Below are 13,655 nucleotides of genomic sequence, written 5' to 3'. Positions count from 1 at the left end.
GCCCGGTCGGTGGCTCCCCAGCCGAGAGGACCGTCTCCCATGCCATCCGACATCTGGCATTCCGAGGCCGATCTGGCCATCCTCAGAACCCTCCCGGCCTCCGCCCTTGCCGGGGCCTTCATGCGGCGCTGGTCCCGCTATGTCAGCGATTATCGCGACAGTCTGCTGCGGGCTGGAGCCAGCGCCAATCCCTCGCTCCTGTGGGCGGCGTTCCGGGACCGATGGAGGTTGCAGTTTTGTCCATAATCCGGACGTCCCCATCACCCGAAAACCTGTGATCTGGCGCAGGGAAGACACAACACGGATTATCAGCCTGACAGATGCGCCACGCGGTTTTACCGATCTTCGCTCGTTGGATTTTGAGGCGATGGGCCGTGTCCTGTTCGACAGTGAGGATGACGTCGGGCGTTCTGTGACAGTGACCGGTACCTTCGGGACATTTTCCTTCCTGCTGGATGATCCTGCTGCACAAAAGCGGCCCGCCGTGGTCATCCCGATGGACCCCCATTATCGAAACCGCTGGTATGAGGCTGGCCGCTTCGTCTCCCATCATCTTGGTTTCAGGCTGCCGTCGCGTGTGCCGCCAGTCATCACGCCCTTCCGATCCTTGCATCTGATCCGCTGCCTGCATGCCTATGACCTGCATCGGGCGGGTGCCGATGAACGCCACATTGCTGCCGTCCTCATCAATCCTCGCGCCCTGACCATGTCCTGGAACGAATGGCGCGACCATACATGGCGCAGGACTGCCAAGGACTGGCGCGACGAAGGCATCGCTCTGGTTGAGGGTGGCTATCTCAAACTGCTGCTTGAGGGGTGATGTCGCCCACGGGGACGAGCGCTATGCTTTAGGTGGGGCGTCGTCGGGCCTGTCAGCAGGGCGCTGACGCATGGCAGGGATATCGAGCGGGATGTCATCCCGGAAGACCGTCCCTGAGACAGTCGCCGCCCCAGCGTGTCCAGAAACCGGGCGAAACGTTCCTGCCCCAGCGCATTGGCGGCGGCCTGCGCCTCTGCGGGCAGGGGCGGCATCTGTCCCAGCCAGAAGCGGATGAACAGGGCATGCGTTTCCAGCGCGATCATCAGATCACGCTCCTGGCGCTGCATCTGGCGTGTCAGCCGGTCCAGCCGCCGTGTGAGCGCGGCTTCGGTTTTCTCGGCGCTGTCGGGTGACAGGAGTGAGGCGACCGCCGCTTCCACCACGGCAGAGCGCGTCACCTTCCGGCGCGCGGCAAGATCGCCGATCTGCGAGATCATGGCGACGGGCAGGGAGACGTTCAGACGGTCGCGCATGGAAACCCTCCATGAAAAGCCATGATGTGACCGAAAGATTTTTTCCGGAACAAGACTGAAACTGCGTCGAGTGTACCGAGGCGGATGACAGCGTAAAAGGAACGGACAGTATGGCGCTGCAATTCGGCGTCAAGCCGGGTCCAGCGCTCCGCCGTCACGTCCTGACGGAGAGCCATTTCGATTTCATGCTCGGCGCGCGGGCCAAGCTCCAGCGACACCAGATCCTCCGCCCGTGAACGCAGCCCGTGGCTGATATAGTCGCGGGCGATCACCAGATCGGCCCCGGCCTGATCCACACCGCGCACGATGAGATGCACATGCGGATTGTCGGTGTTCCAGTGCGACACGGCGGCCCAGTCCAGTCGCGTGCCGAGATCGGCTTCCATCTGCTGCACGAGGTCGCGGGTAAAACCGTCGAGGTCCGCCATATCCAGTGCATCCTCGGGCGAGATGATGAAGCGGAAATGATGCCGGTCGTCTTTGCAGCGTGCCGCGAAATTCCCGGCCTCCACCTCCTGACCATCCGGCCCGAACAGATGCGCCTTTTCACCATCACGGGTGACGCCATCCCGACGCAGATAGGCGAGGTGATCGGCCAGCGATCCGGGACGCGCGCCGCGCCCGGCCTGTCGCACCACGCGGGCCTTGACGGTGACGCGGCGATGGGCGTCGAACAGGCGACTTCTGCCAAACCGGGAATGGCCCTGCCCGAAGGTCGAGGGGCCGGAGCGCGGACTGCTGCCTTTTCCCTTTCCGGGGCTGCCGCTACTGCCTCCGCCCGCGCGGCGGGAGGCATGGAGCACCTGCGCCAGAAAGGTGCGGGGACGGGCCGCGTGTCCCGTGCTCCGGATATGGCCTGGACGGACCCGGAAATCCTCGTCGCGGGCCATCAGAACCCCACTGTGCAGGAAAACCCCGCAGGAAAGCGGGGCAAAACTTGAAACCCTGCACACGACCGACCCGCCCTGCACAGAGGAAGACAAGGCGCGACCGCGCCTCGTCGCCCGACGTGGCAGGCTGTTTTATCTTGCCTTCCCTTTCCTTCATGTTTCCCGATCCGCACACCCCCCGACGCACACCCGAACCGCTCCCGATGGGATGACAGGCTTCCCCGCTCATGCCGAAAATCCCCCGTCACGGTGGCCACCATCGGCACCTTCAGGAAGACCGGCAACGAATATGTCGGCGAAATCGTCACCCTCTCGGTTCAGGTCCGGAATGTCCGTATCGTTCCCGACGCCGGACGCCAGAGCGAGAACGCCCCCAGCCACAGGGTGTTCGTCAACAGGGCCGAGATCGGGGCGGCCTGGTCCAAGCAGTCCAACGAGGGACGCAGCTATCTGGGCGTCAAGCTGGACGATCCGAGCTTCAACGCCCCGATTTTCGCCAATCTCTTCAACGACGAGGACGGCGAGACCTACAGCCTGATCTGGTCCCGCCCCAACGGCCGGCGCAACGGCGACTGAGGCGCCGGCGATCCCCGCCCGGCCGGTCCGGGCGGGGCCTTCGCATCGCCGGAAGGGAAGCGTCGTGGGTAACCGCGACTTTATCCGCGAGCGAGCAGCCCTTCAGCGCGCCGCGCGCCGGGCCGCGCTGTCCACGTCAGACGCCGAAGCCTTCGCCCGGCGCTGGGGGTTGCGATTTCGAGAGTGTCCGCACGGCCCTCGATCCACGCACCGCCCGCTGGACTGTTGCGGTATCGCCGGCCGTGATTGCGGTTGTCCCCCTGCCGACCGCACTGGCTGACGCAGCGTCTCGGCCGCTCTCCCTCGCTCGGACAGGGCTGGCACCCGACATAGCGGAAGAAGTGCTGGTCGAGCAGGGGGAGACGATTCTGCGGCTGTATGTCCTGCCGCCTGACGGGGCTCCGCTCGGCGTGCTGTTGCCGCTCGACGCGCTATTCGAGGTGCGTGTCCAGGCCGCTTTGCGGCTCTGGCGCGCCCTCAATGGCCGTTCACCTGGCCGAGATCCGGCCCGCCTGTCATCCGATCGTATCAGCAGGCTGATCCTGGCGCTCCGTACGCTCGACGGTCTGGACGACGGTGTTTCGCAGCGCGAAATTGCCGGTGTTCTGTTCGGCCGGAAGGTCTCCGCGACGGACTGGCTCTCGCACGATCTGCATTTCCGCATGAAACGGCTGGTGTGTTTAGCGCGGGGGCTGACAGAAGGAGGATACCGGCGCCTGCTTCTGCATCCGTTCCGGGGACGATAGCGAGATGGGGCTATTGCCGTGGTGGTGGGTCTTCCGGGGTCGCCCTGGCAACAATGGTCAGCGTCCCATCGGGCAACGGACGCTGCAAGCGCAGGGCATCGTCGATCGGTGCTGTCATCCAGCGGTCGATCTCCTCTCCGGTAGTCAGGATCACTGGCATGGCCTTGGGATGAATGGCTCCGACTTCGTGATTCGCCTGGGTCGTGAGAAAGCCGAACAAATCATCTGTTGTCTCTCCGTCCTTCGCCTTGCGCACGGACGTCCACCGGCACCAGATGCCGGCAAAGAAAGCCAGCGGACGGGTCTCGCCAAACGCGAACCAGGCTGGCGGCCGGGAACCGTCCGGCCGCGGTTCGGGCTCGGCGAAGCTGGTAAAGGGCACGACGCAGCGATGCGCGACATCGAGCCACGGCCGCCAATGCGGTGACTGCGGATTGCGGATGTTGGTCACGCCCCGACCCGCATGATCGCCCTGCGCCATCGCTTTGCCGTGGCCGGCGGCACCCTCTCGCTCGCCGTGCTGTCGGCCCCGGCCTACGCGGCGGGCTCAAGCATGCCGTGGGAGGAGCCGCTCAACCAGATCCTGGAAAGTGTGCAGGGGCCGGTGGCCAAGATCATCTCGGTGATCATCATTACCGTGACCGGCCTGACCCTGGCCTTTGGCGAGACCTCGGGCGGTTTCCGCCGCCTGATCCAGATCGTCTTCGGCCTGTCGATCGCCTTTGCCGCCTCCAGCTTCCTCCTGTCCTTCTTCTCCTTCTCGGGCGGGGCGCTGATCTGATGGAACAGGACGCCATTCCCGGCTTCACCGCCCCGGTGCATCGCGCCCTGATCGAGCCAATCCTGCTCGGCGGGGCGCCGCGCACGGTGGCGATCGTCAACGGCACGCTGTCGGCGGCGATCGGCCTCGGCCTGCGGCTGTGGATCGCCGGCGGGATCTTCTGGCTGGCCGGCCATCTCGCTGCCGTCTGGGCCGCCAAGCGCGATCCCGCCTTCGTTGACGTGGTGCGCCGGCACCTGCGCTATCCCACCCATCTGGTCGGGTGAGCGCGCCATGCTGAACCTCGCCGAATATCGCCATCGCCGCGATCGCCTCGCCGATTTCCTGCCCTGGGCGGCGCTGGTCGCCAGAGGCGTGGTGCTGAACAAGGACGGCGCCTTCCAGCGCACCGCCCGCTTTCGCGGCCCGGATCTGGAGTCCTCGACCGCCGCCGAACTGGTCGCCATCACGTCCCGCCTGAACAACGCCCTGCGCCGACTGGGGTCCGGTTGGACTATTTTTGTCGAAGCGCAGCGCCAGCAAGCACGGGGCTATCCCGCTAGCCCGTTCTGCGCACGCTCACCGTCACCGGCTTTCCCACCCAGACCTGGCCGGGGCTGCTGGACGAACTGAACCGGCTGGCCTTTCCCTATCGCTGGTCGACACGGGCGATCTGCCTCGACCGCGTCGACGCGACGAAAGTGCTGGGCCGGATCCGGCGGCAATGGTTCGCCAAGCGCAAATCGATCATGGCCATCCTCAAGGAGGTGATGACCAACGAGGCATCGGTGCTGCTGGATTCAGACGCCGCCAACAAGGCCGCCGACGCCGATGCGGCTTTGCAGGAACTCGGCACCGACCAGGTCGGACAGGCCTACGTCACCGCCACCGTCACGGTGTGGGACGAGGATCCTGTGATCGCCGCGGACCGGTTGCGACTGGTGGAGAAGACCATCCAGGGCCGCGACTTCACCTGCATGCGCGAGAGCGTCAATGCCCTCGAAGCGTGGTTCGCCACCATGATCCGCACTGTCTGGCGGAACATCTCGGTCTGTGCCCGCACCGTGTTCTGGCGCGCGAGCAGAACGAGCCGCCGGGCGTTGATCGGCTGGAGGATGGTCTCCCGGCCCGCCTGATACCCGGCCTGGCACAAGGTCAGCGCATCATCGGCCGAGGTCAGGGCCTGAAGCTGGTTGTCCAGTTCTGTCGAGGCGTTCTTCAGGCCGTTCAGACCATCGGCGACTTCACGGAAGCCGTTGATGACCACAGACTGGTAGTGATCGAAAGCGATCCGGTAATCCAGACATTCGCGCGTCGAACTTGGAACTACAGCTTACGACGTAAGCAGCCGTCAACTCTTTATGAGCGGCAGATCGTCTTCTAAGCCGAACTGCAACGTAAATTTCGGAAGTCATAAAATTCTGTTGCTCTTCACTGAAACGCGCAACATAGAGCTTGTTCTTTTATCAGCGCTGGGGAACGAGATAATGCGCTCTGCAATATACTACCCAAGCACGCAGGTCCGCAGTCGCAAGATCATGCACAGCTCTCTGTTGCTTTGGGATCAACTGCATACCATCGTGCCCATGCCGACTTATGCAACAGATTATCGTGGCGATTCGGACATGGCTGAGGCCTGGGAACTTATTGGACGGAAGATAACCCCCACGCCTCAGCAGTAGCAACGGGCGCACACGGCCATCGTGACGACCCTTGAAGCAGGAAATTTGCAACCCAATCTATACGAGATCGCTCAGGTGGAACGGGCCAAGGAATACTATGAGGTTTGGCCGCAGAAGTTCACCATGAAGACGTTCGAGTTCCTTCGCAGGCATAGGCTTACTGACCTGCCGCTTCCGAATGGCGATTATCCGTTCACCCAAGAAGGCGGTCTGCTGGTAATGGCCAAGCTGGCCGATGCCTGTGCTGGCACTACACTGGCCCGTGTCACTGATCGTCTGATGGCCTATGGAATGATTGGCACCGGAAGCCAGCGTGCAGGCAACGTTTCGGACGTGGTCCCCGTTACCCTCGACCTGATCGATGCCACATCCATTCCGCTCGACTCTCTGATCGCATTCCGGAGACGCGAAGCGACCGAGCGGCACGGGCGTGATTACACCCGACTACGTCATGCCTATGCCGACATGGTGCAGGAACAGATCAAGGCGCTCGGCGCAGCGCTTGATCAAAACGAGCGAGATCGACTGACTGAGGAATTCCGCTATCGAATGGAAACAGATCTCTCCGACCTGCGGCGCGAGTTGACGGGAAACCTCGGTCAACTCGTCGTCACGCCGGTCGTCGTCGCCGCAGTCGCGACCGGAGGCGCGCTTCTTTCAGGTGTCACAGACGATCTTCAGACCGCTGCTACTATTGGGCTGACGGCCGCAGTAGGAACAAAGGCCGAGGAGATCGCGAAGACGGTCGCTGGGTTCGTCAAAGACCGTATGGGCTTTGATGAAAAGCAGCGCACTGTCCTAGCGAAGCATCCCATGGCCTACATGTGGGAACTGTCGCGAGCGCACTGACTCGCGGGACCGCATCGTTTCGAAATCGATCGGTCAAGACGACCCAGCCGTTGGCCATCGGTACATGATATTGACAATTGCATGCCGGACGGCCGACGCATGCTAGGATTGGAGGGGTGACGAGTGATTGAGGGCGCACGTAGGATACCAACTCAGCACATTTCTATCCGCGTTCCATGGCAGGACACAGGTTGGAATGGTCGCGTCTGCCAGAATCCCCGCGGCAACACGCACTGCATAGCGCTTCCTAGGATCGGTGACACGAAAGACGACGATTGGGAGTCTTCCGTTGCGGGAGAGCCCTTCGACATCGAGGGCGGCCGATTGCCCGCGTGCGCTGCAGAACGGGGCGCCTTCATGTCCGACTTCTCTTATATCCGGCGTTTCGAGCATCCCTACGCGTCCAACGGCACGCACGCTCATTTTCGACGGACCACCTACACTCACTCGCCTTTCTCGGCTGCTGCTGTGCCGTTCGGGTGGATGATGAGGGGCAACGAAGACCTGCCGGATCAGGCCGCTAGACTTTCGCTCGGCTATCGCAGCGAACTCGAGCCGGATGTTGGGTTCGACAGTATCTGGGTCCAGGATCGGCGTAACCAGCTTGTGATGTTGGACACTTTCTTCGGTGCGATAGAGCCCGAAACCTCCCCATACAGCATCGCGTCAATCTCGCCCCGGTTCGGGCCGGGTGTCAGCACGACCTTCTCGATCAGCGCCCGCAGCGCCTCCGTGCCCTCGAACTGCTGGTGAAGCAGAAGAAACTGGCGAAGACCGCCCCGGTGCCCTGCGTCGTACGCGAGGCCGGGTCGGCCATTCTTGCCGAGGATGACTCTCTGGCCGAGAACGTCCAGCGGCTGGCCCTGCATCCGCTGGACCAGTTCCGGGCCTTTCGTGACATGCTGGAGAAGGGCATGTCCGAGGAGGAAATCGCCGCAGCGTTCTTCGTTGCACCGACCGTGGTTAAACAGCGTTTGCGGCTGATGACCGTGTCCGACAAGCTGCTGGATATTTATGAGCAGGACGGTATGAAGCTGGAACAGCTGATGGCCTTTTCCATCAGCGATGACCATGCCCGCCAGGAGCAGGTCTGGGAGATCGTGTCCCAGAGCCATAACCGTGAATCCTACGTCGTCCGCCGCATGCTGACAGAAAAGACCGTGCGGGTCTCGGATCGTCGCGTGCGCTTCGTCGGACTGGATACCTATCTTGCGGTCGGTGGTCCTATCATGCGCGACCTGTTCGAAGCGGATGGGCGAGATCGAACAGGCCATCCTTGCCCTGGAAGAACGGCCTCTGGCGTTCGATCCTGCCGACATGGCGCGGGCAGCCGCTCTTCCAGCAACCCCATTGACCGGCTGAGAGCGGACTGTTTGCCGCCCAGCATGCGTGCGGTCCCATGAATGCTGCCTTCTGACGCAATCACACGGACAGCCAGCAGTTCCCGTAGATCGAGTGGCGGTCGACGCATGCCAGCCTCCAGTAGCGGATCTGAATGTCCTGCTAAGAAAGAAGACGTCTGCGTGACGTGGATTCAGTAACAAAAAAATCATGTGATATTGCGAACGATTATCATTTGTGCTAGGCAAAGCAGACGTACAATATTTCTCAGGTAATTTCGGTCGTGAGCAAGGGGCGGATCAGCGGGCTGTTTTCGCGTCATCGGCGCGAACTCACCGACTATGTCGGTAAGCGGTTGCGCGACCGTGATCTCGCGGCTGATTTCGTGCAGGAGACATTCCTGCGGTTTGTCGAGCACGGCGATGCTCTCCCCGCAGGAGCCTGTCGTGCCTTTCTCTTCAGCACCGCCCATAACCTGACCGTAGACCACATCCGTGCGACGCAGCGCCGTCGCACGACCGCCGTCACGCACGAGGAAATCGCCGATATTGCTGACGATCAGGCCTGGCCTGATCAGGCGGCGGCGGCCCGGCAACGGATACGGCAGCTTGCCGCGCATCTGGAGGAACTACCGCCAATGACCCGGCGGATTTTCGTTCTTAACCGTGTGACCGGTCTGAGTTATCAGCAGACAGCAACCAAACTCGATATCTCGGAAAGTTCGGTCCAGAAGCATCTGGCCGCAGCGCTCCAGCATCTCCTGCGTCGTCTGCCGCGCTGACGTCATGCAGATTTTTTTACGGTCCTGAGTATGTCAGGACGTCTTATTCGGTATGACCCCGTTTTGTCTTCAGGGCAGTACCCATGACTGAATCCGTCGACGACCGGCAGGACCGGATTGACGGAGAGGCCGCTGCCTGGGTGATCCGGCAGGGCGGAGCGCCTCTGACGATCGAGGAACAATGTGCCTTCGCTGCATGGCGTGCCGTTTCCTCAGACCATGAGGAGGCTTTTCGCCGCGCGTCGTCCCTATGGTCTGATCTTGATGTCGGTACCAGACAGAAACAGGTGACACGTCGTCGTCAGATCGGAACAGGTGTGGCGTTGGGCGTGGCCTGCATTGCTGTCCTGGCCATGCAGGGCGATGGCGGTTGGCTGAATCTTGATCGCTGGCGTGCCGACTATACGACCGCGACCGGCGAAATACGCACAGTTTCCCTGCCGGACGGGAGCACCGCGCAACTCGACAGTCATACCGCGCTTGCGATCCATTATGGGACAGCCGAGCGACGGATCGTGCTGATCGATGGCGATGCCTGGTTCAAGGTGGCGCCATTGGGTGCCACGGAGCATCGGCCTTTTGTCGTCGAAGCGAGCCATGGCACGTCGACCGCTCTCGGCACCCAGTATATGGTCGAGCGTGATTCTGCCGGGGTGCGCACGACTGTGACGGAGCATCGTGTCAGGGTCGTAACGCGAACCCCAGATGGCCTGACACATTCGGTCGTCGTCGCGGAGGGGCAGAGCGTCCGATACAGCCGTGATGGCGCACTGGATACGCCGCAGGCCGCTCCGGTGGACGCCATGACAGCCTGGCGCAGTGGACAGCTTGTATTCGACAATGAGCCGCTCTCGGAGGTGATCGCACGTCTGAACCGCTATCAGCGGGGGCGCATCATGCTGATGGGCGCACGTCTCAGAGATCGCCGGGTGAGTGGGGTCTTCTCCTGTTCCGATATTGACGGTGCGGTGTCCTCGATCACCCGGCAGTTCGCCCTGCGATCGGTATCGGTCGCCGGTCTTGCGACGATCATTTATTGAGGGTCGGTTATCCTTACTGCTCACCCGTGCGAAAATACGCCCTCTAATACATTGATACAGAAACAAAAATAAAAAAATCTGCATCCGTCACGCAGAATTCCTTACTGAGTCCTGAAACCTCAGGCGTCTTACTCATTGACGCAAATGCAAAGCATTCTCGTTTTGGGGGTGCCGTGGCGATGGATGAAATGAGGCGATGATGGAACGTGGGGATGCACCGCGCAGGACAAAAAATCGGAACCGATGTGGCGTATTGATTCGTCAGTTAATGGCGGGGAGCGCCTTGACCTGGTGCGCCGTTGAGCTTTGTCCATCTCCTGCAATGGCGCAGGGGGCGGTCGCTCCGGCGTCAGTGCTGACCCTCTCGGTGAATATCCCGGCCGGCGAACTCAACCACGCTCTTCTGACTCTCAGTCAGACCGCTCATCTCCAGATTTTTTATGATATGGATAAAGTGAAAGGGCTACATGCCAACGCCGTTTCGGGAACGATGACGGCGGACCAGGCCCTATCTCGTATGTTGTCTGGTAGTGGCTATAGTTTTTCGAGAGCTGGCAATAAAATCTCGCTTGTTCCGGCTTCCGCCAATATCACACTTGGCCCGGTGCGTGTAGGCGGGACTGTCACACATCAGGACCCCACTGGCCCGGGCGTCGGTTACGTTGCGGAAAACACGATGTCTGCAACTAAAACGAACACATCTATTATGGAGATACCGAACTCCATTCACGTCGTTACCAAACAGTTGATAATCGATCAACAACCGCAAACAATTGCACAAGCGCTCCGTTATGTGCCCGGCATTTACGCAGAAAGTTATGGCACGCACGACACGGGCGCGGCTCAAGATGGTCAAGGTTCAATTAAGCAACGTGGTTTTAGCACTGAACAGTTTGTCGACGGACTGATGGGAACATCTGGAGCATCTGGGGAAACCGCCTTTGTAGAGAGAATTGAAGCTGTTAATGGGCCGGCATCAGTTATGTACGGGCAAACAACTCCTGGGGGTATGATTGGCATAACCCTAAAAAAACCCACAAAAACTCCACTTCGTGAAATTTCCGTCGGTTTCGGTAATTGGGGACGTTATGAAGGAACTTTTGATTATAGTGATAAAGTAAATAAATCTGGCACTGTCCGATTCCGAGTGGCTGGAATAGGTGTAACGCAAGGAACCCAGACCGATCATGTCCAGTATCAACGCGTAGGAATTCTGCCTTCCTTGACTTGGGATATTGATAAAGACACGTCGTGGACTCTACTTGGAATGTACAAATACACCCCTAACAATGGTGTTGATATTGCACGCCCGATTTTGGGTACGTTGATTACAAATTCAGAGATTCCACGAATTGCACGTAGTACGTTCCTTGGTTTGCCTAATTTTAACTCCTACAATAACACTGACGCTATGTTAGAATCACAATTTCATCATAAATTTAATAGATTTATCAACTTTGATCAGACATTTCGTTGGGATCATTCAACGCAAAATACAGAATACTCATATTTTGGTTCTGCTATAGATACTGAATCAATACATATACGACCCGAACTGTCAAAGCAGGTTGCTAACACTATTCAGTTTGATACTCGTTTTAGTGGGAAATTTAAAATTGGCAGTATCCAAAATACATGGGTAGTGGGAAGCGACTTTAGAGATTATAATTATAATACAGATTCTGTATTTGATCAACAGAGCGATGTTCCGATCGCCGTCAATGCTTATAATCCACAGCCCGATTATACGCCCTGTTTTGATATTCGCTCAGGACGGTGTGCTGGGAGAGATACTGTTACACCGTATGGTTTTTTTCAGGAAGGGGTGTATTTTCAGGACCAAATTAAATGGAAAGGATTGTCTGTACTGCTAGGAGGTCGGCAGGATTGGGTAAATTATAACTCTCATTCCACCACTTACACGAGTGACGGTGAAGGTAATGTGAGTTCATCTTCAGAGAAAGATCCTCCTCAACCTCATTCCGCATTCACGTGGAGAGGCGGGTTAATTTATCAGTTTGATTTTGGCCTTGCGCCATATTTCAGTTATTCCACTTCTTTCGTTCCACAAATTTCAACGAATTATCTCGGTCAGCCATTTGCACCTTTAGCCGGCAAGCAACTAGAGGGTGTTATGTACTTTCGCGCGTGATTGTTTCAGTAATGCTGAATGAAGCAAGCTCGCAAGCCGTATCCCTCTGACGTGTCAGACGAAGAATGGTCGTTGGTTGTTCCGTATCTGGTTCTGATGCGAGAGGACGCGGAACAGCGGCGGCATGATCTGCGCGAACTGTTCAACGGGTTGCGCTACGTGATCCGCTACGGGATCGCCTGGCGCGCCATGCCGAACGATCTGCCGCCCTGGTCGGCGGTCTATCAGCAATCCCGTCGCTGGATGGAGGCAGGCTGCTTCGAAGCGCTGGCGTCTGACCTGCGTGCTGTGCTGCGCATGGCCTCAGGCCGCAAGGCGGAACCCACGGCGGCTATTCTTGACAGCCGAACCTTGCGTTCGACGCCGGAGAGCGGGGCACGCGCCGGATATGATGGGGCCAAACGCAAAAAGGGCTCGAAACTGCATATGGCCGTGGACACGTTTGGCCATCTGCTGGCCCTGCACGTCACGCCAGCCAATCGGGACGATCGCGCCGAGGTCGGACGCCTCGCTGCCGCCATTCAGGAAGTGACGGACGAAAGCGTCGAACTGGCCTATGTCGATCAGGGATATACGGGTGAGAGGCCGGCAGAGGCAGCGCGGGCTCACGGTATCGCCCTTGAGGTCGTCAAATTGCCCGAGGCCAAGCGCGGTTTTGTTCTGCTACCTCGTCGCTGGGTCGTCGAAAGATCTTTCGCATGGGCCACGCGATGCCGTAGGCTCGTCAAGGATTACGAGCGCTATGCCTCAACACTCGCAAGTCTCCATGTCGTCGCTTTCGCATGCTTCATGCTCAGAAACGCCGCTATACTCGCTCAAGGTGCATAACACCTTCTAGAGGCTGGCCTTAAATATAAGGTCCCAGGAAAAGATATTCTTCTCACCGCAGCCGCTTATCATATCGATGAGGATCATTATCTCATTACTGATCTCATCCATGGCGGCCAGCAAGATGCAGGGCGTGTTCGTTCTCAAGGCTTTGAAGTGTCGGCTAATGCCAATGTGACCAAAGATTTGCGTCTTGTTGCATCCTATAGTTTTAATGATATTCGTTATGCAAACTCCAATCGCACGGAGCAGAAATATGATCCATATACAGACTGGGGATATGGGCCTAACGTCTCAGAAAAAGGGAAGCCTGTAGAGCAAACTCCTCGGAATATGTTTTCAATATTTGCTGATTATAGTATTCCATCGGGTATATTTAAAGGTTTGGGGATTAATTGGGGTATGAGATATGTAGGGTATACATATGGAGATGAAGTTAGTTCTTATAAAGTTCCGTCCTATATATTATTTGATGTTGGCGCTCGTTATAATTTTGAGAAAGTTTTTCCGACACTAAAGGGGTTGACGGCTCAATTATCGATGTCGAACCTAACTAATAAATATTATGAGGCCAGTTGTTATAGCAATGTATGTTATTTAGGTGAGGGACGGAAAGTTTACGGGAATCTAGCGTACAGGTGGTGAAATTTTACCGCCCCGAAATACAACCTCTTTTGCCTATTAAATTCAGTATTTTTCCCCTCGTCTCTATGCCAA

At 58.5% G+C, this 13,655-nt stretch carries 16 protein-coding genes and 5 pseudogenes; 16 read left to right on the top strand and 5 right to left on the bottom strand.

From position 1 onward, the window contains the following. The first annotated feature begins 39 nt into the window (after positions 1-39). Both A0U92_RS17870 and A0U92_RS15060 read left to right on the top strand, forming a co-directional pair. Complete coding sequence (locus A0U92_RS17870; RefSeq protein WP_187668784.1) at positions 40-246, top strand: transcriptional regulator domain-containing protein; 207 nt, start codon at positions 40-42, stop codon at positions 244-246. A gap of 28 nt (positions 247-274) precedes the next feature. Further along, a complete protein-coding gene (locus tag A0U92_RS15060; RefSeq protein WP_187668783.1) occupies positions 275-820 on the top strand; it encodes a DUF2285 domain-containing protein in 546 nt (181 codons plus the stop codon). Here A0U92_RS15060 and A0U92_RS15055 read toward each other — a convergent pair. Further along, positions 793-1,293 carry a CopG family transcriptional regulator gene (locus tag A0U92_RS15055; protein WP_236748179.1) on the bottom strand — a complete coding sequence of 167 codons (501 nt, stop codon included), beginning with the start codon at positions 1,291-1,293 and terminating at the stop codon, positions 793-795. The genes A0U92_RS15060 and A0U92_RS15055 overlap by 28 nt on opposite strands. Further along, positions 1,278-2,276 (bottom strand): relaxase/mobilization nuclease domain-containing protein, encoded by a 999-nt coding sequence (locus tag A0U92_RS15050; RefSeq protein WP_149026490.1) that lies wholly within the window; start codon positions 2,274-2,276, stop codon positions 1,278-1,280. The genes A0U92_RS15055 and A0U92_RS15050 overlap by 16 nt, the downstream gene beginning before the upstream one ends. Positions 2,277-2,432: 156 nt before the next feature. Between A0U92_RS15050 and A0U92_RS15045 the strand changes: the two genes are divergently transcribed. The 3 genes from A0U92_RS15045 (at position 2,433) to A0U92_RS15035 (ending at position 3,505) form a co-directional block, all read left to right on the top strand. Next, entirely contained in the window at positions 2,433-2,759 is a 327-nt protein-coding gene (locus A0U92_RS15045) for a DUF736 domain-containing protein (RefSeq protein ID WP_077813859.1), read from the top strand. Between the two features lie 64 nt (positions 2,760-2,823). Next, the gene (locus A0U92_RS18045; RefSeq protein ID WP_236748178.1) at positions 2,824-3,039 is read left to right on the top strand and encodes a transcriptional regulator domain-containing protein; all 216 of its coding nucleotides are present in this window, start codon (positions 2,824-2,826) and stop codon (positions 3,037-3,039) included. After that, positions 3,002-3,505 (top strand): DUF2285 domain-containing protein, encoded by a 504-nt coding sequence (locus A0U92_RS15035; RefSeq protein ID WP_236748177.1) that lies wholly within the window; start codon positions 3,002-3,004, stop codon positions 3,503-3,505. The genes A0U92_RS18045 and A0U92_RS15035 overlap by 38 nt, the downstream gene beginning before the upstream one ends. Before the next feature lie 10 nt (positions 3,506-3,515). Here the strand turns inward: A0U92_RS15035 and A0U92_RS15030 are convergent. After that, a pseudogene (locus tag A0U92_RS15030) lies at positions 3,516-3,980 on the bottom strand (SOS response-associated peptidase family protein); the annotation flags it as partial. Between A0U92_RS15030 and A0U92_RS15025 the strand changes: the two are divergent. The 3 genes and pseudogenes from A0U92_RS15025 to A0U92_RS15015 form a co-directional block, all read left to right on the top strand. Further along, on the top strand, positions 3,969-4,286 hold the full coding sequence (locus tag A0U92_RS15025) for a TrbC/VirB2 family type IV secretion system protein (protein WP_077813858.1): 318 nt from the start codon (positions 3,969-3,971) through the stop codon (positions 4,284-4,286). The pseudogene A0U92_RS15030 and the gene A0U92_RS15025 sit on opposite strands and share 12 nt — an antisense overlap. Next, positions 4,286-4,552, top strand: coding sequence for a VirB3 family type IV secretion system protein (locus A0U92_RS15020; protein ID WP_077813857.1), 267 nt, complete (start codon positions 4,286-4,288; stop codon positions 4,550-4,552). The genes A0U92_RS15025 and A0U92_RS15020 overlap by 1 nt, the downstream gene beginning before the upstream one ends. A 7-nt stretch (positions 4,553-4,559) precedes the next feature. After that, positions 4,560-5,311 (top strand): annotated as a pseudogene (locus tag A0U92_RS15015) (hypothetical protein); the annotation flags it as partial. A 35-nt stretch (positions 5,312-5,346) separates the two neighbouring features. Here A0U92_RS15015 and A0U92_RS15010 read toward each other — a convergent pair. Then, positions 5,347-5,532 (bottom strand): annotated as a pseudogene (locus tag A0U92_RS15010) (efflux transporter outer membrane subunit); the annotation flags it as partial. A 460-nt stretch (positions 5,533-5,992) separates the two neighbouring features. On the opposite strand from A0U92_RS15010, the gene A0U92_RS15000 reads away from it, so the two are divergent. The 3 genes and pseudogenes from A0U92_RS15000 to A0U92_RS14990 form a co-directional block, all read left to right on the top strand. Beyond that, positions 5,993-6,796 carry a hypothetical protein gene (locus A0U92_RS15000; protein WP_149026489.1) on the top strand — a complete coding sequence of 268 codons (804 nt, stop codon included), beginning with the start codon at positions 5,993-5,995 and terminating at the stop codon, positions 6,794-6,796. A 357-nt stretch (positions 6,797-7,153) separates the two neighbouring features. Beyond that, positions 7,154-7,549: a hypothetical protein gene (locus tag A0U92_RS17865; protein WP_187668782.1), complete on the top strand. Its 396-nt coding sequence runs from the start codon at positions 7,154-7,156 to the stop codon at positions 7,547-7,549. Next, positions 7,519-8,049, top strand: a pseudogene (locus tag A0U92_RS14990) (ParB/RepB/Spo0J family partition protein); the annotation flags it as partial. The gene A0U92_RS17865 and the pseudogene A0U92_RS14990, both read left to right, overlap by 31 nt. On the opposite strand, the gene A0U92_RS18670 reads toward A0U92_RS14990, so the two are convergent. After that, positions 8,001-8,267, bottom strand: a complete 267-nt coding sequence (locus A0U92_RS18670) for a helix-turn-helix domain-containing protein (RefSeq protein ID WP_408736089.1) — start codon at positions 8,265-8,267, stop codon at positions 8,001-8,003. The pseudogene A0U92_RS14990 and the gene A0U92_RS18670 sit on opposite strands and share 49 nt — an antisense overlap. A 132-nt stretch (positions 8,268-8,399) precedes the next feature. Between A0U92_RS18670 and A0U92_RS14985 the strand changes: the two genes are divergently transcribed. From A0U92_RS14985 to A0U92_RS14965, 5 genes and pseudogenes are all read left to right on the top strand, one after another. Further along, on the top strand, positions 8,400-8,918 hold the full coding sequence (locus tag A0U92_RS14985; RefSeq protein ID WP_077813854.1) for an RNA polymerase sigma factor: 519 nt from the start codon (positions 8,400-8,402) through the stop codon (positions 8,916-8,918). An 83-nt stretch (positions 8,919-9,001) separates the two neighbouring features. After that, positions 9,002-9,958, top strand: a complete 957-nt coding sequence (locus A0U92_RS14980) for a FecR family protein (protein ID WP_077813853.1) — start codon at positions 9,002-9,004, stop codon at positions 9,956-9,958. Positions 9,959-10,154: 196 nt separating this feature from the next. Then, positions 10,155-12,110 (top strand): TonB-dependent siderophore receptor, encoded by a 1,956-nt coding sequence (locus tag A0U92_RS14975; protein WP_236748176.1) that lies wholly within the window; start codon positions 10,155-10,157, stop codon positions 12,108-12,110. A gap of 18 nt (positions 12,111-12,128) precedes the next feature. Further along, positions 12,129-12,938: an IS5 family transposase gene (locus A0U92_RS14970; RefSeq protein ID WP_077812350.1), complete on the top strand. Its 810-nt coding sequence runs from the start codon at positions 12,129-12,131 to the stop codon at positions 12,936-12,938. A 21-nt stretch (positions 12,939-12,959) separates the two neighbouring features. Then, a pseudogene (locus A0U92_RS14965) lies at positions 12,960-13,583 on the top strand (TonB-dependent siderophore receptor); the annotation flags it as partial. Positions 13,584-13,655 lie beyond the last annotated feature (72 nt).

This window comes from Acetobacter aceti, from assembly GCF_002005445.1.
Taxonomy (GTDB): Bacteria; Pseudomonadota; Alphaproteobacteria; order Acetobacterales; family Acetobacteraceae; genus Acetobacter; species Acetobacter aceti_B.
Note: the sequence above shows the minus strand (reverse complement) of the source record. Positions and strands in the feature narration are given on the sequence as shown.

What these genes read in the sequence shown, in the direction of transcription:
- A0U92_RS17870 (WP_187668784.1), top strand. Translation starts at nt 40, where the DNA reads ATGCCATCCGACATCTGGCATTCCGAGGCCGATCTGGCCATCCTCAGA.
- A0U92_RS15055 (WP_236748179.1), bottom strand. Translation starts at nt 1,293, where the DNA reads ATGCGCGACCGTCTGAACGTCTCCCTGCCCGTCGCCATGATCTCGCAG.
- A0U92_RS15025 (WP_077813858.1), top strand. Translation starts at nt 3,969, where the DNA reads ATGATCGCCCTGCGCCATCGCTTTGCCGTGGCCGGCGGCACCCTCTCG.
- A0U92_RS15020 (WP_077813857.1), top strand. Translation starts at nt 4,286, where the DNA reads ATGGAACAGGACGCCATTCCCGGCTTCACCGCCCCGGTGCATCGCGCC.
- A0U92_RS17865 (WP_187668782.1), top strand. Translation starts at nt 7,154, where the DNA reads ATGTCCGACTTCTCTTATATCCGGCGTTTCGAGCATCCCTACGCGTCC.
- A0U92_RS18670 (WP_408736089.1), bottom strand. Translation starts at nt 8,267, where the DNA reads ATGCGTCGACCGCCACTCGATCTACGGGAACTGCTGGCTGTCCGTGTG.
- A0U92_RS14980 (WP_077813853.1), top strand. Translation starts at nt 9,002, where the DNA reads ATGACTGAATCCGTCGACGACCGGCAGGACCGGATTGACGGAGAGGCC.
- A0U92_RS14975 (WP_236748176.1), top strand. Translation starts at nt 10,155, where the DNA reads ATGATGGAACGTGGGGATGCACCGCGCAGGACAAAAAATCGGAACCGA.
- A0U92_RS14970 (WP_077812350.1), top strand. Translation starts at nt 12,129, where the DNA reads ATGAAGCAAGCTCGCAAGCCGTATCCCTCTGACGTGTCAGACGAAGAA.